Genomic DNA, 20,224 nt, shown 5'->3' on the forward strand with positions numbered 1-20,224 from the left:
CTGGGAGGCCGACGACGACGAGGAGGCGGCGGTGCGGGTTCTGCACGGTGTGTGGGCGGGCGACGCCCTCATGGTGTGGGGCGAGGCGCCTCCGGGAGACGTCCGGGCAGCGGTGCGGGGCGAGCACCCCTTCGCGCTGGACCCCGGTGCCCTGCGCTCCCTGCTGGAGCACCTGGGCACCGGGAAGGAGGCCGCCGAGGAGAGCGAGGTGGTGCTCACCCTGCCCGGTGACGGCGGCGTCCCGGCGCACTCGCTGCGTGCCGACCACTCCCCCGCCCGCCTCGGCCCCTGGCGGGTCCCGGCGCTGCGCCTAGACGCACCGCGCGCGGACGCACTGCTGGCGGCGCTGGCCGCTCCCGTCGGCGGGGAGGTGCGGATCGGCCCGGCCCTGGCCCACCTGCGGGCCGTCCACGGGTTCGCCGAACGGCTCGTGGACACCGGATGCGTCCTGCCCGACCTGGTGGGCGACCCGCCGCTCGCCCGGTGGCGGCCCGCACCGGTGGACGAGGCCGCCGACCACCTCTCCGCGCTCACCGACGCGCTTCCGGCCGCCGCGCGCGCCCACCTGCCCGGCACCGGCGCGCAGGAGTGGGCGCGCACCTGCGTGCTCGCCCCCGTGGAACTGCTCACCGACGCGGTGGCACGACGCCGCACCCGGCCGGGTTCCGGCGGTGGGGACGGCCCGGCCCACCGGCTCGCCGCGGCGCTGACCGGTACCGAGCCCCGTGTGGACGAAGGCACCGCCGCGGCGCTGCGCGAACCGCTGCGCCGCTGGCGCTCCCGGGTGCGGGGCGCCGGACGGGCCCGGCTGTCACTGGTACTGCGCGAACCGGAGGGGGACACCCCGTGGGCGGTCGAGTTCTGGGTGGACTCGACCGCCGACCCGGGGCTGCGGCTGCCCCTCGAACAGGTGTGGCTGGGAGAGGGCGCCGCCTGGCTGCCCAGCGACGTGGGCACCACCGCCCTGGCCGACCTGCGCCGGGCCGCACGCCACTACCCCGCACTGCACCGCGCCCTGCGCGACCTGGCACCCGCGCGCCTGCTCCTGGACACCGCTGGAGCCGAGGCGTTCGTGGCCCGGGCCGCCCCGGCGCTGAGCGCGGCGGGCTTCCCCGTGGTTCTGCCGGAGTGGGCCGGGGGCGCCGGGCTGTCCCTGCGGATGACCGTGGAGGAGGCCCCGGCCCGGCGCCGCGGCGGGGTGAGCGCCTCCAACCTGGTCCACGTGTCCTTCCAAGCCCTGGTGCGGGGGCTGGAGGGCGGCCCGCTGTCGGAGGAGGAACTGGACGAGCTCGCCGAACTGGCACGGCTCAAGCGCTCCCTGGTGCGGGTGCGCGGACGCTGGATGGAGATCGACCCGGGCCGGGTGGAGTCCGCGTTGGAGGCGCTCCGGCGGCACGGGCGGCGCAGGGCCCGGGTGGGTGAGGCGGTACGGACGGCGATCGGCGTCGCGGGTACCGCCCCCCTGCCCGTCACCGACGTGGTCGCCCCGGGTGCGGTCGGCGCCCTGTTGGAGGGCGGGGCCGGCGCCGAACTGCGTCCCATGGGCACACCTCCCGGGTTCGAGGGGGCGCTGCGGCCGTACCAGGACCGCGGCGCCTCGTGGCTGCGCTTCCTCGGCGAGCTCGGGCTCGGGGCGGTCCTCGCCGACGACATGGGGCTGGGCAAGACCGTGCAGTTGCTGGCGCTGCTCGCCGACGAGCGCTCCGCCTCCCCCGCCCCGGGCCCCACCCTGCTGGTGTGCCCGGTGTCGCTGGTGGGCAACTGGGTGCGTGAGGCCGAGCGGTTCACCCCCGGGCTGCGCGTACACGTCCAACACGGGTCCGACCGCCCGACCGGCAACGCCCTGGCCCGCCTGGTGGGCGGCTGCGACCTGGTGGTGACCACCTACGGAGTGGTGGTGCGCGACTGTGAGGAGATGGCCGCGCTGCCCTGGCACCGGGTGGTGTGCGACGAGGCCCAGGCGCTGAAGAACAGCACCACCCGCCAGGCCCGGGCGGTGCGGTCGCTGCCCGCTGCCGCGCGGATCGCGCTCACGGGGACCCCGGTGGAGAACAACCTGGGCGAGCTGTGGTCGGTCATGGACTTCGCCAACCCCGGGATGCTGGGGTCGGCCGAGGGCTTCCAGCGCTCGATCGCCGACCGCGCCGAGTCCGGAGACGAGGCGGCGACGGGCCTGGTGCGCCGCCTGACCCGCCCGTTCGTGCTGCGCCGGGTCAAGACGGACCGGTCGGTCATCGCCGACCTGCCGGAGAAACTGGAGATGCGCGCCTGGTGCACGCTCACCCCCGAGCAGGCCTCGCTGTACAAGGCGGTGGCCGACCACACGGCCGAGCGCATGGCCGAGGCCGGCGAGAAGGAGCGCAAGGGCCTGGTCCTGGCAGCGATGGCACGGCTCAAGCAGATCTGCAACCATCCGGCCCAGTTCCTGGGGGACGGCTCGGCGCTGGCCGGGCGCTCGGGCAAGCTGGACCGTCTGGAGGCGATCCTGGCCTCGGCCGCGGCCGAGGGGGACAAGGCCCTGTGCTTCACCCAGTACACGAGGTTCGGGGAGCGCTTGGCGCCCTACCTGCGCTCCCGGCTGGGGGTGCCGGTGCTGTGGCTGCACGGGGGCACGCCGCGCGCCGAACGCGAGGAGCTCACCCGGCGCTTCCAGGAGGCGTCGGGGCCGGTGGTGTTCCTGCTCTCGCTCAAGGCGGCCGGGACGGGGCTCAACCTGACCGCCGCCAACCACGTGGTGCACGTGGACCGGTGGTGGAACCCGGCGGTGGAGGACCAGGCCACCGACCGTGCGTTCCGGATCGGGCAGCGGCGCGACGTCCAGGTGCGCAAGCTGGTGTGTGTGGGCACCGTCGAGGAGCGGGTGGACGAGATGATCGAACGCAAGAGGGCGCTGGCCGACGGTGCGGTGGCCGACGGGGAGCAGTGGCTGTCGGGGCTGTCGGTGGCGGACCTGCGCGAGGTCGTGCGTCTGGCCCCGGAGGCGGTGGCCGGATGAGCGAGACGTGGTCGGCGCTGGTAGAGGCGGCGCTGGGGCCGACCGGCCCGGTGGACGGGGTCCGGGTGGAGCGGTGGTCGGTGCGCTCGGGCGAGGTGCTGGCGCGGGTGGCCGACCCGCGGGGCGGGCACGAGGTGAGCCTGATCCGGCCGCTGTTGGCCGACCCCGAGTGGGACCGTGTGGCAGCGGCGCTGGCCTCGCAACCGGTGTTCCGGGCCCGGCTGCTCTCCGGTTCCCTGCCCCCGGCCGCCGCGCGCGTGTTCGAGGTCCTGGGCCTGGATCTGGTGCCGCGCGGGTGGGAGGGGATCGTGGCCACCTGCTCGTGCGGCCACTGGGGCGGCCAGTGCGACCACGTGCGCACGGCCGCGGCGGTGCTGGGGAGCGAAGCCGACCGGGACCCGTTCACCCTGACCCTGTGGTGGGGGTGCGGACGCGACCCCCTGATCGCCCGGGTCGGCGCCTCCTCCGTGGAGGGGGCGCCGGGGTCCGCCGAGGGGTCCGGGTCCGGGCCCGGGGACGGGAGCGGTGCGGCGGGGGCCGCCGCGTTCTGGTCGGCTCCTGAGCCGCCCGGTCCGCCGTCCCTGCCGCGGGAGGCGGGACGGCGCGTGCGCGCTGCGGCTCCGGGGGCCGTCGCCGACGCCCTTCCGGTCCCGGGGGCGGATACCACTCCGAAAAGCGCATGAGCACCGCCGAAATTCTTCGGAAAACGCCGACGCGCGCGTGATGCGGCGATTACGCTTCCTTGTGGAGGCCGCCCGCCGGTATCCGGCCGCCGGACGTGTCCCTCCTGACGCGGTTCCCGTTGTCCGCGCACTCCGCTGTGGGAGCGGCTCCCCTGGCGCGGTGCACCGTCCAGCATAAGGAGGCAGGGGCCCTCCCCCGTTCACCGGCCGGTGCGGGCCCCGAACGAGAGATGGCCGATCGCTTCCCCCCGGACATCGACATGGACACCCCCGACGCAGTGCGGATGTATGACTACCTGCTCGGCGGCAAGGACAATTTCGAGGCCGACCGGAAAGCGTGCGACGTCCTTCTGGAACGTGTTCCGGAGCTGTTCACCGTCGCCAATGAACACCGCTCCTACATCCGGCGGGCGACGGAGTACGTCGCCTCGCGGGGGGTGGAGCAGTTCCTCGTCCTGGGGGCGGGACTGCCCTCGGCCAACGTCACCCACCTCGCGGTGCGGGCGGTCCGGCCGGCGGCGCGGGTGGTCTACGTGGGCGACGATCCCGTGGTGCTCGCCCACGGACGGGCCCTGGCCGCCGATGGCGGCCGGACCGCGTTCCTGCTCGGCGGCCCGGGCGGGGCCGAGCGGGCCCTCGACTGCTCCGAGGTCCTGGAGCGGATCGACCCCGGCCGACCGGTGTGTGTGACGGCCGGGTGGCCGCTGCGCCTGTCCCCCCGCGGAGACGACCCGTTCGAGGGGGTGGCCGCGCTCCTGGACCGGTTGCCGCCGGGCTCGCACGCGATCCTCTCCCACGGGGTCTGCGAGGACCGGGAGCTGGCGGCGTGGATGGACGACCAGGTCCGTTCCGCCCTGGGCCCGGGCAGCGGGATGCGCTGCCCGGGCCGCCCGGCCGACGCCCTCGGCGGTTCGGAGGCCGTGGGCGCCCACTCCGACGGCCGGGACACCGGACCGCGCATGGTCGACTGTGCCACCTGGCGCCACCCCGAACGGCCCCCACGGCCCCGGCCCGCCGCCCCGGGGGCCGCGGTGTGGGAGGCGGCAGCGGTCGTGGTGAGGCACTGACCGGAGGCGATGCGGCCCTCAGGTGGAGAAGTGGTCCGCGAGGAGCGTGTTGACCGCGGCGCTGTGCTGCCAGGACAGCAGGTGCGCGGCGTCGTCGAGGACCACCAGGCGGGCACCGGGAACGCGTTCGGCGATGAGGTCGGCGTGGCCCTCCACGGGTGTGGCGGGGTCGTCGGCCCCGCCCACCACCAGGGTGGGTGCGGTGACGGCGGGCAGGTCACGGCGGACGTCGTGGCCGGCGACGGCCTCGCAGCAGCCCGCGTAGCCCTCAGGGTCGGTGGCGGCGATCTGGTCGCGCAGCAGGGCGGCCTCGTCGGGGTGGGTGCGGGCGTAGCCGGGGGTGAACCAGCGCCCCACCACGGTGTCGGCGACGGCCGACGCCCCCTGGGCCCGGACGAGGGCGGCGCGGTCGTGCCAGGCGGTCGGCGGCCCCGCGTACGGGGAGGTGGCCAGCAGCGCCAGGCGGTCGAGCCGGTCTGAGGCGTGGACGCCCAGCCACTGGCCGACCATGCCGCCGATGGACAGGCCCGCGTAGTGGGCGCGCTCGATCCCCAGGCGGTCCAGGAGTCGGACGACGTCCCCGCCCAGGTCGGCCATGGTGTAGGGCCCGTCGGGGGCCGGGGAGCGGCCGTGGCCCCGGTGGTCCATGGCGATCACGCGAAAGCGCGCGGACAGGGCCGCCACCTGGGGCTCCCACATGCGGACCGTGGTGCCCAGGGACCCGGCGAGCACCAGCGGCGGGGCACCCTCGGGGCCGCTCTGGGTGTAGTGGACGTCGACGCTCATGGTCTCCCCCTCGGTACGGTGTCCCGGAACGGGGACACCGTACCGGCCCCGGCGTCGACCGGCAGAGCGGCGCCGCGGTGCGGGCGGCGGTCCTCCCGCCGTGTCCGCACCGCGGCCCGGCGCGCCTCAGGCCTGGAGGACGACGGCGATGCCCTGGCCGACACCGATGCACAACGCCGCCAGGCCCCAGCCGCCGCGGCGGCGCAGCGTATGGGCCAGGGTACCCAGGACACGGGCCCCGGAGGCGCCGAGCGGGTGACCGATCGAGAGGGCGCCGCCGTTGGGGTTGACGATGTCGGGGTCCAGACCCTTCCAACTGCGCACGCAGGCCAGGGACTGGGCGGCGAAGGCCTCGTTCAGTTCGACGGCCGACAGGTCGCCCCAGCCGATGCCGGCGCGTTCGAGCGCGATCTCGGCGGCGCGGACCGGGCCGATCCCGAACACGCCGGGGTCGACACCGGCGACGCCGCGGCTCACGATGCGCGCGAGGGGGCGCACGCCCATGTTCTCGGCCGCGGCGAGGTCGCCCAGCAGGAGGGCGGCGGCGCCGTCGTTGAGCGGGGAGGCGTTGCCGGCGGTGACGGTGCCGTCCTCGCGGAAGGCGGGTTTGAGTCCGGCGAGCTTGTCGGCGGAGGTCGCGCGGATGCACTCGTCGCGGTCCAGGTGGGCGCCGGGAACCTGGACGATCTCGTCGTCGAAGACCCCGTCGGCCCAGGCCTTGGCGGCCTTGGCGTGGCTGTTCAGGGCAAAGGCGTCCTGCTCCTCGCGGCCGATGCCGTGGCTCTCGGCGAGGCGCTCGGTGCACTCGCCGAGGGAGAGGGTCCACTGGTCGGGCATCTCGGGGTTCACCATGCGCCAGCCCAGGGTGGTGGAGTGCAGGGTGGCGTTGGTGGCCGGGAAGCCCTTGGCGGGCTTGGGCAGGACCCAGGGGGCGCGGCTCATGGACTCCACGCCGCCGGCGACGACGACGGAGGCGTCGCCGGTCTGGATGGCGCGGCTGCCCTGGACGGCGGCCTCCAGTCCGGAGCCGCAGAGGCGGTTGACGGTGGCGCCGGGTACTGAGGTGGGCAGCCCCGCGAGCAGGGAGGCCATGCGAGCGACGTTGCGGTTCTCCTCGCCCGCGCCGTTGGCGTTGCCGAAGAGGACCTCGTCGATGCTCTCGGGGTCCAGAGGGGCGGTGCGGTCGACCAGGGAGCGCACGACGTGCGCGGCGAGGTCGTCGGGACGCACGCCGGAGAGCGCCCCGCCGTACCTGCCGAAGGGGGTTCGGACGGCATCGAGGACGTAGGCATCGGTCATCGTGGGCCTCCTGGAGTGGTGCGGTTCGACGGAGCGGGCACCAGTGGACCCAACGCCGTTAGGTCAACGGTCCCGGGGCGGCCGAGCGAAGGGAATCCACCCCGCCGGAGGACTACCGCCGCCACCCTTGAGTTCGTATACTGAACATCAGTTCGCATAAAGAACAAGCAAGCTTGACCGTAGTCCCCCGCCCATCGGCGGTCAAGCGGCGAACCCGTACCGCCCGCGTCCGCGGTATGGGAGCATCGCTGCGAAACCAGCATCCGCCCCAGCCCCCGAGCAGGAAAGACGCCATGCCCCCCGCAGAAGAACCGGCCCGCGACACCCATTTCGTGCAGTCCCTGGAACGGGGGCTGTCGGTCATCCGCGCGTTCTCCGCCGAGCATCCGTCGATGACGCTGAGCGACGTCGCTCGCACGACCGGCCTCACCCGCGCCGCCGCCCGGCGCTTCCTCCTCACCCTGGTCGACCTGGGCTACGTGCGCACTGACGGCCGCCTGTTCTCCCTCACCCCCCGGGTCCTGGACCTGGGCTACGCCTACGTGGCCTCCGCCGGGCTCCCCGACCTGGCCCAGCCCCACCTGGAGGACCTGTCCTCCAGGGTCCGGGAATCGGTGTCGGTGTCGGTCCTGGACGGCGACGACATCGTCTACGTCGCGCGCGTGGCGACCCTGCGGATCATGACCGTGGCGATCACCGTGGGCACCCGCTTTCCCGCCGCGGCCACCTCCATGGGCCGGGTACTGCTGGCCGGCTTCGACGGGGACGAGCTGGACTCCTTCCTGGCCAGGGCGGAGCTGCGCAAACTGACCGAGGCCACCATCACCGACCCCGGCGAGCTGCGCGCCGAGATCCACCGCGTGCGCGAGCAGGGCTACGCCGTGGTGGACCAGGAACTGGAGGCGGGGCTGCGCTCCCTGGCCGCCCCCATCCGCGACGGTTCCGGTCGGGTCATCGCGGCGGCGAACGTGTCCGCGCACGCGGGCCGCTCCTCCGTGGAGAACGTCTACCGCGACCTGCTGCCCGCCCTGTTGGAGACCACCGGGCGGATCGAGGCCGACCTGGCCGCGGTGGGGCGCCGCAGCGCCGACCTCTGAGCCGTGCTCCGCGCCCGCTCAGGACACGTGGGCACCCGCGTGCGCCGGCTCAGGGCTCCTGGCCGGCGGGGCGCAGCCGGAACACCTGGAGGGTCATGCCGTAGTACTTCTCCGTCTCGCCCACCCACTCCATCCCCAGGCGGCGCGCGACCGCGATCGCCGGTTCGTTGTCCGGCCGGGCGACGGCGAAGATCTCCTCCAGCCCCTGCTCGAACGCCCACTCGATGATGGCCCGCCCGACCTCGGTGGCGTAGCCCTTGCCCCACTGGTCCGGGCGCAGCGCCCAGGTCAGCTCGAAGTCCTCGTCGAAGGGCGGCAACTGCTTGACCGACAGTCCGCCCACCAGTGCGCCGTCGTCTCCGCGTACCACCGCCCAGCAGCCCGCGGGTGGGACGAGATTGGGGCTCGCCTCAATCCACGCCCTCAGAATCGATCGCATCTCCTGGATGCCGGTCACCGGGTGCCATTCCGGCGTCAGCCAGCGCGCCACGTCCTCGGCCCCGTAGATCCGCAGGGCCGCCTCCGCGTCGCCCGGCTCCCACTCCCGGATGAGGAGTCGGTCGGTTGGCAGCTCAAGGCTCATACGTTCCACGGTAACCCGGACGAAACGCCCGCGACAGGGGGCAGCGAAAAGAGCGGGAAGCCCTGTCTCCCAAGCCTTCCCGCTGCTGAAACGGCGCTCGCGTACCTGGGCGTGGCCCCCGGATGGGGGCCCCTTGACCGAACCCGGGCTACTTCTCCCCCAGGACCTCGCGCAGGCGAGCGGCGAACGGCTCGGGGGCGTCGGAGAACCCGCTGTGCCCTCCGGGGAACATCGCGGGCCGGACACCGAGTCCGGCGGCGAGCGCCATGGAGGTGCGGTCGCACAGTTGCCCGGCCGAGTCCTCCCCGATACCGGGCACCACGCGCACCGGCGCGGAGCGCAGCGCCTCGAAGTCGGGACGCCAGCGCGTGGTCTCCCGCAGGTCGAAGGCGAAGAACCGGCGCTCGTCGGCGACCTCACCGGGACCACGCTCGCCCCCGAACATCTGCTCCAGGGCTTCCTCCGGCACGTCCAGGCCGGCCACCGACATGAACAGCCGCCACGCACCGACCGCGTCGCCGGAGCCGTGCAGGGCGACCATCTCCTCGGTCGCGGCGTGCAGCTTCTCGCGGTCCTCCAGGAGGTCTTCCAGGGGCGCCTCGTGGGCGACGACGGTGTGCACGAGTTCGGGGCGGTCCTGGACGAGCGCCAGGGCCGTGACGGCACCGCCGCTGGACCCCAGGACGGCAGCCGGACCGGCGTCGAGGCGGGCCAGGAGCCGGGCCAGGTCGTCGGCGCGCACGGCGACGGGCACGCCCCGGGCGGGGTCCTCGACCGGACTGCGGCCGATGCCGCGCGGGTCGGTGGTCAGCACGGTGTGGTCGGCGGCGAGCAGGTCGGCCAGCGGGGCGAAGGGCCCCGCGGCCATCGGGGAGCCGACGAGCGCGACCGGCGGCCCCTCCCCGCGCACCTCGTAGTAGAGGGTCGCGCCGGGAACGGCGAGGGTGCCGGTGCGGACGGCATCACTGGTCGGGTGCTTCACGGAAAATCCTCCCGGTTTGTAGCCACGGAGACGGGACTGCACTTCCGTGTCTACCGTCCGGCACCGACCTTCGCGCGGACCGGCTCAGTCAAGGTGGAAGATCTCCGGCAGCGGGGCCATGTTCTCGTCGGCGCGGCCCTCGATGTCCTCGAACAGGGGCGCCATCTCCGCCTGCCAGCGGGCGTTGACGTCGGCGGTCTCCATCGCGGCGCGGGCGGCCTCGAAGTCCTCGGTCTCCAGGTAGCCGATGACCAGTCCCTCATCGGTGCAGAACAGCGAGTAGTTGTTCCAGCCGGCGGCGCTGAGCGCCTCGCGCATCTCCGGCCACACGGCGGCGTGCGCTTCCTTGTATTGGGTGAGGCGGTCCTTCTTGACCTTGAGGGTGAAGCAGATGCGCTGCACGGCGCTCCTTTCGAACAGGGGGCTCGCCCCGGACGCGGACGGGGCGGGCGGGAGTGCTCCCGCCCGCCCCGGGCCCCTCCATGAGGGGTCGTCGACCCGTTAGAAGTCGAAGTCGTCGACGTTGTCGGCGTTGAAGCGCGTCGGCTCGCCGAGCACGATCTCGCCGTCGGCGCCGACGGTGTACTCACCCAGCTCACCGGCCTGGAAGGTCTCGCCCTCGGCACCGGTGATCTGGCCCGCCTTGAGCGCGGCACCGGCGTAGCCCGCCAGGTAGCCCAGGTCACTCGGGTTCCACAGGGCGAACTCCTCGACGGTGCCGTCGTGGATGTACTGGGACATCTGGTTGGGCGTGCCCAGACCGGTGACGGCGACCTCGCCCTTGTACTCGGAGTCGCTGACGTAGCGGGCTGCGGCGGCCACGCCGACGGTGGTCGGGGAGACGACGCCGTCCAGGTCCGGGTAGGACTGCATGAGGCCCTGCATCTTCTGGAAGGAGTCCAGGTCGTCGTCGTTGCCGTAGACGACGTCGACCATCTCCAGGTCGGCGTACTCCTCGTTCTCGGCCATGACCTCCTCCATCGCGGCGATCCAGGCGTTCTGGTTCGTCGCGTTGGGGGTGGCGGACAGGACGGCGAAGGTGCCCTCGCCGCCGATCTGCTCGGAGATCATCTCCACCAGCGCAGTCCCGATGAGCTCGTCGGAGGACTGGTTGACGAAGATGTCGGTGCAGTTGGCGTTGGAGTCGTAGCCGACGATGGCCGATCCGTTGTCACGGGCCTCGTTCAGCGCGGGGCAGACCGCGTCGGGGTCGTTGGCCGCGATGACGATGACGTCACTGCCCGCCTGGCTGGCGGCGTTGATGTACTCCACCTGGGAGTCGGCGGTGGGCTCGGTTCCGCCGCGCTCGGTGAAGTTTCCGGCCAGCTCCTCGACGGCCACCGCACCGCCCGCGTTGACGATGTCGGAGTAGGGGTTGTTGAGCTGCTTGGGCAGGAAGTCGATGTTCAGGCCCTCGGGGATCTCCGCGTTCGGGTCGGCCGTACCCGTCGGCCCGGTGGTCTCGGAGTCCTGCGCGTCGTCGATGGTCGTACCGCCGCAGGCGGAGGCGAACAGGACGGCCGCGGCCGCGGGAGCCGCGAAGAGCGCACGGCGGAAGAGGGGATGCTTCATCTTGATTCTCCGTGTGTTCGTTCTGACCGGAGTCAGGTGGTGGAAACGGGCGCGGGTGCGACGGTGACCGGCGCTTTCTCGACGGCGCGTCGTCTGCGCCGTTCCTTGGCCTTGGCCACCACGTTGGGTGCGACGACCGAGGCGATCAGGATCAGACCGGTGATGACCTGGAGGACCTCACTGGTGAGCCCGAAGAGTTGGAGGGAGTTGCGGATGGCGCCCAGCAGGAGCACACCGCCCAGGACGCCCACGATGGTGCCGACGCCGCCGAAGATCGACACTCCGCCGAGCAGGACGGCGGCGACGACCTGCAGCTCCAGCCCCATGGCGGTGTCGGCGCGGGAGGTGCCGTACTGCAGCGTCCAGAAGACGCCGGCCGCCGAGGCGACCAGCCCGCTGGCCACGAACAGCCCGAACTTGGTCCACAGGACGGACACGCCCGTGAAGCGGGCGGCGACGTCGTTGTTGCCGATGTCGAACAGGGAGCGGCCGAAGGCGGTGGCGTGCAGCAGGACGCCGAACAGCACCGCCAGGACGGCGATGACCACCGCGATCCACGGCAGGCCCTCAAGGCCCAGGAAGGGGTCGCGGGCACCGCTGACCCACTCGCGCGGGTAGCTGGCCACGGCACGGTCGCCCAGCAGGACGTAGGCCAGGCCCCGGTACAGGGCCATGGTGCCGATGGTCACGGCCAGGGACGGCAGTCCGCACAGGGTGACCAGGACTCCGTTGAAGGCGCCCAGGAGCACGCCGACCGCCAGACAGATCACGACGGCCGTCTGGATCGGGAGGCCCATCTCCCAGAGCACGCCCATGGTCGCGCTGGTCAGGGCCAGGGTGCTGGCCACCGAGAGGTCGATCTCCCCGGTGACGATGATCAGCGTCATCGGCAGCGCCATCAGGGCGATGGCCGCGATGCTCAGGAACAGGAAGCTGATGTTGCGGTCGGTCGCGAAGTTCTCGGCGAAGAAGCTCGCGACGAACAGGACGATCACCAGCGCGCCCAGTACGGGGCTCTCACGCCGCCTCAGGACCGACAGGAGCCGGCCGCCCGGGCCGGGCGCGGCCCCGGTCCTCTGCGTGGTGCGTTCAGGCGCCACTGGAACCTCCTCCTCGAAGCTTGCGTGCGTTGCGCGCGGCCAGGACCCGGTCCAGGCCGATGGCGGCGAGGATCAGGGCGCCCACGACGGCCTCCTGCCAGAACCCGTTGACCTGCCAGATGGGCAGGGCCGCGGTGATGGTCGTCATGAGGACCGCGCCGATGGCGGCGCCGAAGACGGTGCCGACACCGCCGGCGATGGCGACGCCGCCGACGACGGCCGCGGCGACGACCTGGAGTTCCATGCCGGTGCCGACGGTGGAGTCGACCGTGCCGTAGCGCGCGGTGAACAGGACCCCGGCCAGCCCGGCGAGTGCGCCGTTGACGACGAACGCGGTGAGGACGCGGCGGCCCGCGGGGATGCCGGACAGGCGCGCGGCGTCGGCGTTGGAGCCGATCGCGTACATCTCGCGACCGGAGCGGAAGCGGGACATGGAGAAGCCGACCACGGCCACCACCGCGATGGCGACGAGGGCGGGCAGCGGGATCCCCAGGACGCCGACCCTGCCCAGCTCCAGGAAGGAGGAGGGCATGTCGACCGCGTTGACCTGGGCACCGGAGGCCCACCAGTGGTTGAAGCCCCGGTAGACGTACATGGTGCCCAGGGTCACCACGAGCGCGGGGACCCGGACGGTGGTGACCAGCGCGCCGTTGAGCAGGCCCGCGAACGCGCCGATGGCCACGCCGGCGGCCATGACGACGGGCGTGGGCAGGCCGGGGAAGGCCACGAAGAGCGTGCCCGTGCCGAAGGCGGCCAGCCCCATGACCGAGCCGACGGACAGGTCGACGTTCTTGGTGATGAGCACGAGGGCCTGGCCGACCGCGAGGACGGACAGGACGGTGGCGCCCAGGAACAGGTCGCGGACGCCCTGGGTGGACAGGAACCCGGGGTTGTGCAGCCAGGTGGCGGCGATGAGCGCGACCACGGCGAGCAGGACGCCGAGTTCGCGGAACTGCGGGAGGCGGCGCGGGCGGCGCGCGCCGGTGGGCGGGGGCGCCGGCGCCGCGGGGGGCGCGGGCGGCGCGCCGGTGTCGGACAGGGTCACGACGCCTCCTTGCCGGGGACGGGTGCGGTTCGGGGGAGCATCAGGCGGCCTCCTGCGTACGCTGGCCGGTAGCCGCGTACATGACGGACTCCTCGGTGGCCTCGGAGCGGTCCAGTTCGGCGGTGACGCGGCCCTCGTGCATGACCAGGACGCGGTCGGCCATGCCCAGGACCTCGGGGAGCTCACTGGAGACCATGACGATCGCCAGGCCCTCACCGGCCAGCTCCGAGAGGAGGCGGTGGACCTCGGACTTGGTGCCGACGTCGATGCCCCGGGTGGGCTCGTCGACGAACAGCACGCGCGGCTCGGTCGACAGCCACTTGGCCAGGACGACCTTCTGCTGGTTGCCGCCGGACAGGGTGCCGACGGTGTCGCCGAGCGCGCCGAACTTGAGCCGGAGGCGCTCGCCCCAGTGGCGGGCGGAGTCGCGCTCGGCGCGGGAGGCGAGCCAGCCGAAGCGGCTGAGCGCGCGGCGCCGGGTGGACGTGGCGTTGCGTTGGATGGAGGCCTCCATCACCAGGCCCTGCTGGCGGCGGTCCTCGGGGACGAGCGCCATACCGGCGTCCATGGCGGCCTTGACCCTGCCCGGGGCGAGGGGCTCGCCGTGCGCGCGGACCGTGCCGGAGTCGTAGCGGTCCACCCCGAAGACGGCGCGGACGACCTCGCTGCGTCCGGCGCCCACGAGCCCGGCCAGGGCGACGATCTCACCGGCGCGGACGGTGAAGGACACGTCCGAGAAGGCGCCCGCGCGGGTCAGGCCCTCGACCTCCAGGAGGGTGTCCCCGGGGGTGGTCTCGGTCTTGGGGAAGAGGTCGGAGACGTCGCGGCCGACCATGCGGCGCACGACGGTGTCCACGTCCAGGTCGGCGGTGGGGTCGCAGGAGACGAAGGCCCCGTCGCGCACGACCGTGATCCGGTCGCACAGGGAGAAGACCTCGTCGAAGCGGTGCGAGATGAACAGCAGGGCGGCACCGGAGTCGCGCAGGGAGCGGGCGACCTTGAACAGGCGCTCGGCCTCCACGCCCGACAGCGCGGCCGTGGGCTCGTCCATGATGAGCACGCGCGCCTCACGGGTGATCGCCTTGGCGATCTCGATGAGCTGCTGGTCGGCGATGGACAGCCCGCGCGCGGGGCGGTCGGGGTCGATCTCCACGCCCAGACGGGCGAAGGCCTCCCGAGTGCGCCGGCGCATGTGGGCCCGGTCGATGGTGCCGAAGCGGGTACACGGCTGTCGGCCGACGTAGATGTTCTCGGCGACCGACAGGTCGGGGAAGAGCGTGGGCTCCTGGTAGATCACCGCGACCCCGGCCCGCTGGGAGTCCGCTGGTGCGTGAAACTCGGCCGCCCGGCCGTCGACGAGGACCTGGCCTGTGTCGGGACGGTGGACCCCCGCGATGGTCTTGACCAGGGTGGACTTTCCGGCGCCGTTCTCGCCGACGAGGGCGTGGATCTCCCCCGCCCGGAGTTCGAGGGACAGTCCACGCAGGGCTTTGACACTGCCGAAGGACTTCGTCACATCGACCAGCGCCAGTGGTGGGGCCTGTGCCGCCTGCTGCGCCACGTGCGCCCTCCTTCCTCTGGTGCTTCGGGTCCGTTCCCGGCTTGACCCCCTAGGGCCTAGCCATGTCCCGAAAAACGTTTTAATGTGAAAGGGATGTTAAGCGCCCCACACACTCACGTCAAGGGGAGTTTCAGGGAATCCGCTGGTAGACAGATCAGCATCGCGTGCGGAACCGGACATCCGACGCGGACACCGCGCTCCGGTTGCACTGCTCCCGGAAACACCGTGTTGACACGTTTCAATCCGAGTGTGACCATGATCGCCCATGTGGGGGACCTGATCAGTAGCATGCGACCACGTCGCCCGATCCTTTCCCTCCAGCACGCCCGGGAGTACCGTACGTGTCCACCACCGCCCCGAGCCCGCCCGAAGGCGGCCCCGCCCAGTCCCGCCCCGTCGGGATCACCGAGGTCGCCAAGCACGCGGGTGTCTCACCCGGCACCGTCTCCAACGTCCTCAACCGGCCCGAGCGCGTCGCCGAGGCCACCCGGCTCAAGGTCGAGGCCGCCATCGCCGAACTGGACTATGTGCGCAACTCCTCCGGCAGCAGCCTGCGGTCGGGCCGCAGTGCCTCCGTGGGGCTGCTGGTCTTGGACGTGACCAACCCCTTCTTCACCGAGGTGGCACGCGGCGTGGAGGACGAGGCGGCCGCCTCCGGGCTGTCCGTCGTGCTCCTGAACTCCGCCGAGTCCCGGGAGCGCCAGCGCGGCAACGCGCGCCTGCTCGCCGAGCAGCGCGCCGCCGGCGCCGTGGTGATGCCCGTCGACGACGACCTGTCGGACCTGCTGTGGCTGAGCAGGCAGGGCACCCCGTGGGTCGCGCTCGACCGGGGGGACGTGGCAGAGGCGGTCGGGTGCAGCGTCACCGTCGACAACCACGCCGGAGGGCTGGCCGCCGGACGCCACCTCGTCGGCCTGGGCCACGAACGCGCCACCTTCCTCACCGGCCCCTTCGGCATCGAACAGGTGCGCCGCCGCCACCAGGGGCTGCGCGACGCCTTCACCGAGGCGGGACTGGATCCCGACGCCCGCCTGCGCCTGGTCGAGCGCCCCATGCTCAACGCCGAACAGGGCGAGCGGGCCGTCGATGCCGTCCTGGCGGGCGGCCCCCGCCAGCGCCCCGCGGCCGTCTTCTGCGCCAACGACCAACTCGCCCTCGGTCTGATGAAGGGCCTGGGCCAGCGCGGACTGCGCGTGCCCGACGACATCTCCGTGGTCGGCTACGACAACGTCGACTTCGCCGACCTGGTCCACCCGGGACTGACGACGGTGGCCCAGCCCAAGTACGAGCTGGGACGGGCCGCCATGCGTCTGCTCGCCTCCGAGCTGAACGATCCCGGCCACCGCCACGAGCAGCTGCGGTTCACCCCCGAACTGCTCGTGCGCGGCTCCACTTCCGCCCGCCGCACCTGAGCGGGCACCCCTGCCCCGATCCCTTGGAGCACACCATGACGGCCACAGCCGAACCCACCGCCGCGACCACCCGCCGCACCCGTCCCGTCGTGGGACTGGTCGCGGGCGGGCTGGGGACCTACTGGCCCCAGTTCCCGGACCTGCTGCCGCAGTTGCAGCGCTCCGCCGACCGCGTGGCCGAGCGCATGCGCGGATTCGACGCCGACGTCGTCGACGCCGGATTCGTCTCCGACGAGCGGGACGGTTCGACCGCGGCCGAACGCCTGCGCGCGGCCGACTGCGACCTCATCGTCTGCTTCCTCACCACGTACCTGACCTCGTCGATGATCGCCCCGATCGCCCGGCGCAGCCAGGCACCGGTGCTGTTCGTCAACCTCCAGCCCACCGAGTCGATGGACCACGCCGGCTTCGACACCGGGCAGTGGCTGGCCTACTGCGGAGCCTGCCCGCTGCCGGAGATGGCCAACATGTTCGAGCGGCTGGGCGTGGAGTTCCGCTCCGTCTCGGGCTATCTGGAGGACGAGCGCGCCTGGGAGCGCATCGGCCGCTGGATCCGCGCCGCCGGGGTGAAGGCGGCCATGGGCCGTGCACGGCACGGACTCATGGGGCACCTGTACCCGGGCATGATGGACGTGTCGACCGACCCGACCCTCATCACCCGCAACTTCGGCGGGCACGTGGAGATCCTGGAGTTCGACGACCTGCGCGAGCGCGTGCCCGGACCGGAGGAGGCCGCGGTGGCGGCCAAGCTGGCCGAGGCGCGCGGGGTCTTCGAGGTGACCGACTCGGTGGTGGAAGACGACTTCCGCTGGGGTGCCCAGGTCGCCGTGGGCCTGGACCGCCTGGTGGAGGACTTCTCCCTGGACAGCCTGTCGTACTACCACCGCGGGCTGGCCGGGGAGCTGCACGAGCGGCTGGGCGCCGGGATGATCCTGGGCGCGTCCCTGCTGACGGCCCGGGGCGTCCCTGCCGTGGGCGAGTACGAACTGCGCACGTGCACGGCCATGCTGATGATGGACCGGCTGGGCGGCGGCGGCTCCTTCACCGAACTCCAGGCCCTGGACTTCACCCGCGGCCACGTGGAGATGGGCCACGACGGCCCGGCCCACCTGGCGATCAGCGCCCGCAAGCCGCTGCTGCGCGGGCTGGGCGTCTACCACGGCAAGCGCGGCTGGGGCGTGTCGGTGGAGTTCGACGTCAAGCACGGCCCGGTCACCCTGTTCGGCGTCATCCAGCGCAAGGACGGATCGTTCGCACTGCTCACCGCCGAGGGGCGGACCGGAGAGGGCCCGCTGCTGCGGATCGGCAACACCACCTCGCGCGTGGACTTCGGCTGCGACCCGGGCGAGTGGACCGACGCCTGGAGCGCGACCGGCATCGCCCACCACTGGGCGCTGGGCACCGGCCACCGCGCCGCCGAGGTGCGCGCCGTCGCCGACCTGATGGGGCTGGAGCACGTCCACCTCACGGTGTGAGGCCCCCGAGCGCCCCGGGCCCGTGGAGGGTGTGCCCGGGGCGCTCCGCCTGTGGCGGCGGTCAGTTCGCGGTCCGCACCGGTGCGTCGGCGCGGCCGGAGCCGCGCTCGGGGCCCCGGATGATCCGGCGGCGCACCCGGCCGGAGACAGTGTCGATGGCGATGGTGGCGACCACGACCACGATCAGGGCGACCCCGGCCTGGCCCCACTCGCGGAACTGGATGGCCTGGGTCAGCATCGTGCCGATACCGCCCGCGCCCACCACCCCGAGCACCGCGGAGGCTCGGATGTTGATCTCGAACCGGTAGAGCCAGAAGGCGATGATCTCCGGCATCACCTGGGGGATCACGGTCCAGCGGACCCGCTGCACGGCGTTGGCGCCCGCAGCGGTGGAGGCCTCCACCGGTCCCGGTTCGCAGTCCTCGACGATCTCCGCCGACAGCCGTCCCAGGGTGCCCACCGAACTGAGGCCGATGGCGACCGTTCCGGCCACCGGTCCCAGTCCGAAGACCGGGATCAGCGCCACGGCGAAGATGATCTCGGGGATGGCGCGCGGCACCGCCAGGAACACCCTGGCCAGGGCAGAGGCCCTGCGGCCGGAGATGTTGGCCGCGGCCAGGAACGAGATCGGGAAGGAGATCAGGACGGCGATCAGGGTGCCCAGCCAGGCGATGGCCACCGACTCCCACATGAGTTCGAGGGCGCGGCCGATCGCGGACGGGTCGAAGGAGCCAAGCATGAGCACGAGGACGTCCCACAGCCGGGCCGGGGCCTCGGGCAGCCGCTCCCATTTGGCGTCGGTGGTGACCAGTGCGGCCAGCACCGCGCCGACGATGACCACCGTCACGGCCAGGCGGAACCGGTCGAAGGGCTTCTCGGGGCGGAGCGCCTTGTCGAACCGCTCCTGCCGGGTGTCGGGCACGTTCACAGCAGCCTCCTGCGCAGGAGCACCGAAATCCGTTCGATGATGATGACCACCACCAGGAAGCCCGCGACGATGCCCCAGACCTGGTCCCATTCGCCGCGTCCGCGGTGGAAGTCGATGACCGCTCCGATGCCCCCCGCTCCGACGAAGCCCAGGACGGCCGAGGAGCGCAGGTTCAGCTCGAAGCAGTAGAGCGTGAAGGAGGTGTAGGCGGGCAGGATCTGGGGGACCACGGCCCAGCGCAGTGTCTGGAGGTGGCCGGCCCCCGAGGCGCGGGCGGCCTCCACCGGTCCCGGGTCGATCCCGTCGACGGTGTCGGAGGTGAGCTTGGTGACCACCGCGATGGAGAAGAAGAACAGCGCGAGCACGCCGGGCAGCGCACCGACACCGACCGCCGCCACGAACAGCAGGGCCCACAGCAGTTCGGGAATGGCGCGGATGACGTTGTTGACGAGCTTGACGGCGGTGTAGGTGATCCGGTCGGGGGCGCCGAGCGCGGAGTTGAACAGCGCCAGCGGCAGGGCGACCAGGGACCCGGCGACGGTGGCCACGACCGCCATCTGGAGGGTCTCCAGGAACCCCTCCCCCGCCCGTTCGCTGAACAGGCGCAGCAGGTCGGTCTCGGCCAGGCCGCGCATGGGGGCGTTGGGCCGGGTGAGGTTCTCCCAGACCTCGGCGAGGGAGAAGCCGATGCCGTAGCGCCAGTCCGCCCCGGCCGCGAGGGTGATCAGGACGACCGCGGCGACCGCGGTGATGAGCAGGGGGCTGGGCGGGGGTTTGCGGGGGCGCCGTCCGGGTTCGGTCCGCGGGGCGCCGACCTCGGTCCCGGTCACAGCGCGGCCCGGCCTTCCAGGACGTCGTCGGCGGTCAGGTCGCGCCCGTAGATGCGGGAGAAGACGTCGGCGTCGACCTCCGAGACGGGTCCGTCGAAGACCAGCTCACCGCCGCGCAGGCCGATGATGCGGTCGGCGAAGTCGGTGGCCAGATCGAGGAAGTGCAGGTTGACCAGGGTGGTGATGCCCATGCTCCGGTTGATGTCCTTCAGGTCGGCCATGACCGCACGGGCCGTGGGCGGGTCCAGGGAGGCGACCGGCTCATCGGCGAGGACGACCTCGGGCTCCTGGGCCAGGGCGCGGGCGATCCCTACGCGCTGCTGCTGCCCTCCGGAGAGCTGGGAGGCGCGCATGTAGGCCTTGTCGACGATCCCCACCCGTTCCAGGGCGTTCATGGCGCGCTCCACGTCGGCCGAGCCGTACCAGCCCGCCAGGGAGCGCCAGGTGGGGACGGCGTGGAGGCGGCCCACGAGGACGTTGTTGAGCACACTCATCCGCGGGACGAGGTTGAAGTGCTGGAAGATCATGCCGACGTCGGAGCGGAGCGCGCGGCGCTCCTTCCTGCCCTGGGCACCGACGTTCCTGTCGCCGACGCGGACGGAGCCCCCGGTGAGGGGGACCAGTCCGTTGACGGTGCGGATGAGCGTCGACTTGCCGGCGCCGGACAGGCCGACGACGACGACGAACTCCCCCTTGGGGATGCGCAGGTCCACGGAGGCCAGGGCGCGGACGCCGCCCGGGTAGGTCACCGAGGCGTTGTCGAACTCGATCATGGGCGGTCCTTCGGGGGTTGCGTGCGACTGCGGGGG

At 72.8% G+C, this 20,224-nt stretch carries 18 protein-coding genes; 6 read left to right on the plus strand and 12 right to left on the minus strand.

Annotated elements, in window-relative coordinates:
- Nucleotides 1–31 precede the first annotated feature (31 nt).
- The 3 genes from B042_RS0102875 to B042_RS0102885 all read left to right on the plus strand — a co-directional run bounded on the left by B042_RS0102875 (nucleotide 32) and on the right by B042_RS0102885 (nucleotide 4,745).
- Nucleotides 32–2,995, plus strand: a complete 2,964-nt coding sequence (locus B042_RS0102875; protein ID WP_028646969.1) for a DEAD/DEAH box helicase — start codon at nucleotides 32–34, stop codon at nucleotides 2,993–2,995.
- On the plus strand, nucleotides 2,992–3,678 hold the full coding sequence (locus tag B042_RS0102880; RefSeq protein WP_028646970.1) for a hypothetical protein: 687 nt from the start codon (nucleotides 2,992–2,994) through the stop codon (nucleotides 3,676–3,678). Before B042_RS0102875 ends, B042_RS0102880 begins: the two co-directional genes overlap by 4 nt.
- Nucleotides 3,679–3,908: 230 nt before the next feature.
- Nucleotides 3,909–4,745: an SAM-dependent methyltransferase gene (locus B042_RS0102885; protein ID WP_028646971.1), complete on the plus strand. Its 837-nt coding sequence runs from the start codon at nucleotides 3,909–3,911 to the stop codon at nucleotides 4,743–4,745.
- An 18-nt stretch (nucleotides 4,746–4,763) separates the two neighbouring features.
- On the opposite strand, the gene pcaD is transcribed toward B042_RS0102885, so the two are convergent.
- Nucleotides 4,764–5,531 (minus strand): 3-oxoadipate enol-lactonase, encoded by a 768-nt coding sequence (gene pcaD, locus B042_RS0102890; protein ID WP_028646972.1) that lies wholly within the window; start codon nucleotides 5,529–5,531, stop codon nucleotides 4,764–4,766.
- A gap of 126 nt (nucleotides 5,532–5,657) precedes the next feature.
- Nucleotides 5,658–6,830 (minus strand): thiolase family protein, encoded by a 1,173-nt coding sequence (locus tag B042_RS0102895; RefSeq protein WP_028646973.1) that lies wholly within the window; start codon nucleotides 6,828–6,830, stop codon nucleotides 5,658–5,660.
- A gap of 293 nt (nucleotides 6,831–7,123) precedes the next feature.
- Between B042_RS0102895 and B042_RS0102900 the strand changes: the two genes are divergently transcribed.
- The gene (locus B042_RS0102900) at nucleotides 7,124–7,927 is read left to right on the plus strand and encodes an IclR family transcriptional regulator (protein ID WP_028646974.1); all 804 of its coding nucleotides are present in this window, start codon (nucleotides 7,124–7,126) and stop codon (nucleotides 7,925–7,927) included.
- A gap of 49 nt (nucleotides 7,928–7,976) precedes the next feature.
- On the opposite strand, the gene B042_RS0102905 is transcribed toward B042_RS0102900, so the two are convergent.
- The 7 genes from B042_RS0102905 to B042_RS0102935 all read right to left on the minus strand — a co-directional run bounded on the left by B042_RS0102905 (nucleotide 7,977) and on the right by B042_RS0102935 (nucleotide 14,770).
- Nucleotides 7,977–8,510 carry a GNAT family N-acetyltransferase gene (locus tag B042_RS0102905; RefSeq protein ID WP_028646975.1) on the minus strand — a complete coding sequence of 178 codons (534 nt, stop codon included), beginning with the start codon at nucleotides 8,508–8,510 and terminating at the stop codon, nucleotides 7,977–7,979.
- Between the two features lie 148 nt (nucleotides 8,511–8,658).
- Nucleotides 8,659–9,492, minus strand: a complete 834-nt coding sequence (locus B042_RS0102910) for an alpha/beta fold hydrolase (protein WP_028646976.1) — start codon at nucleotides 9,490–9,492, stop codon at nucleotides 8,659–8,661.
- A gap of 84 nt (nucleotides 9,493–9,576) precedes the next feature.
- On the minus strand, nucleotides 9,577–9,894 hold the full coding sequence (locus B042_RS0102915) for an L-rhamnose mutarotase (protein WP_028646977.1): 318 nt from the start codon (nucleotides 9,892–9,894) through the stop codon (nucleotides 9,577–9,579).
- A 99-nt stretch (nucleotides 9,895–9,993) separates the two neighbouring features.
- The gene (locus tag B042_RS0102920; protein WP_028646978.1) at nucleotides 9,994–11,064 is read right to left on the minus strand and encodes a rhamnose ABC transporter substrate-binding protein; all 1,071 of its coding nucleotides are present in this window, start codon (nucleotides 11,062–11,064) and stop codon (nucleotides 9,994–9,996) included.
- 32 nt (nucleotides 11,065–11,096) lie between these two features.
- The gene (locus B042_RS0102925) at nucleotides 11,097–12,164 is read right to left on the minus strand and encodes an ABC transporter permease (RefSeq protein WP_028646979.1); all 1,068 of its coding nucleotides are present in this window, start codon (nucleotides 12,162–12,164) and stop codon (nucleotides 11,097–11,099) included.
- A complete protein-coding gene (locus B042_RS0102930) occupies nucleotides 12,154–13,203 on the minus strand; it encodes an ABC transporter permease (RefSeq protein WP_028646980.1) in 1,050 nt (349 codons plus the stop codon). Before B042_RS0102930 ends, B042_RS0102925 begins: the two co-directional genes overlap by 11 nt.
- A gap of 46 nt (nucleotides 13,204–13,249) precedes the next feature.
- Nucleotides 13,250–14,770: a sugar ABC transporter ATP-binding protein gene (locus tag B042_RS0102935; protein ID WP_369797661.1), complete on the minus strand. Its 1,521-nt coding sequence runs from the start codon at nucleotides 14,768–14,770 to the stop codon at nucleotides 13,250–13,252.
- Between the two features lie 341 nt (nucleotides 14,771–15,111).
- On the opposite strand from B042_RS0102935, the gene B042_RS0102940 reads away from it, so the two are divergent.
- Nucleotides 15,112–16,182: a LacI family DNA-binding transcriptional regulator gene (locus B042_RS0102940; protein ID WP_028646982.1), complete on the plus strand. Its 1,071-nt coding sequence runs from the start codon at nucleotides 15,112–15,114 to the stop codon at nucleotides 16,180–16,182.
- Nucleotides 16,183–16,217: 35 nt separating this feature from the next.
- A complete protein-coding gene (locus B042_RS0102945) occupies nucleotides 16,218–17,657 on the plus strand; it encodes an L-fucose/L-arabinose isomerase family protein (RefSeq protein WP_028646983.1) in 1,440 nt (479 codons plus the stop codon).
- Nucleotides 17,658–17,718: 61 nt separating this feature from the next.
- Here the strand turns inward: B042_RS0102945 and phnE (B042_RS21750) are convergent, their stop codons facing one another.
- Genes phnE (B042_RS21750) through phnC form a run of 3 tightly spaced genes read right to left on the minus strand, consistent with a single transcriptional unit; the run spans nucleotide 17,719 to nucleotide 20,188 of the window.
- Complete coding sequence (gene phnE / locus B042_RS21750; protein ID WP_051415425.1) at nucleotides 17,719–18,585, minus strand: phosphonate ABC transporter, permease protein PhnE; 867 nt, start codon at nucleotides 18,583–18,585, stop codon at nucleotides 17,719–17,721.
- Nucleotides 18,582–19,415, minus strand: a complete 834-nt coding sequence (gene phnE, locus B042_RS21755) for a phosphonate ABC transporter, permease protein PhnE (protein WP_051415426.1) — start codon at nucleotides 19,413–19,415, stop codon at nucleotides 18,582–18,584. The genes phnE (B042_RS21750) and phnE (B042_RS21755) overlap by 4 nt, the downstream gene beginning before the upstream one ends.
- Complete coding sequence (phnC, locus tag B042_RS0102960; RefSeq protein ID WP_028646984.1) at nucleotides 19,412–20,188, minus strand: phosphonate ABC transporter ATP-binding protein; 777 nt, start codon at nucleotides 20,186–20,188, stop codon at nucleotides 19,412–19,414. Before phnC ends, phnE (B042_RS21755) begins: the two co-directional genes overlap by 4 nt.
- Between the last annotated feature and the right edge of the window lie 36 nt (nucleotides 20,189–20,224).

The sequence above is a fragment of the Nocardiopsis sp. CNT312 genome (assembly GCF_000515115.1).
GTDB lineage: Bacteria > Actinomycetota > Actinomycetes > Streptosporangiales > Streptosporangiaceae > Nocardiopsis.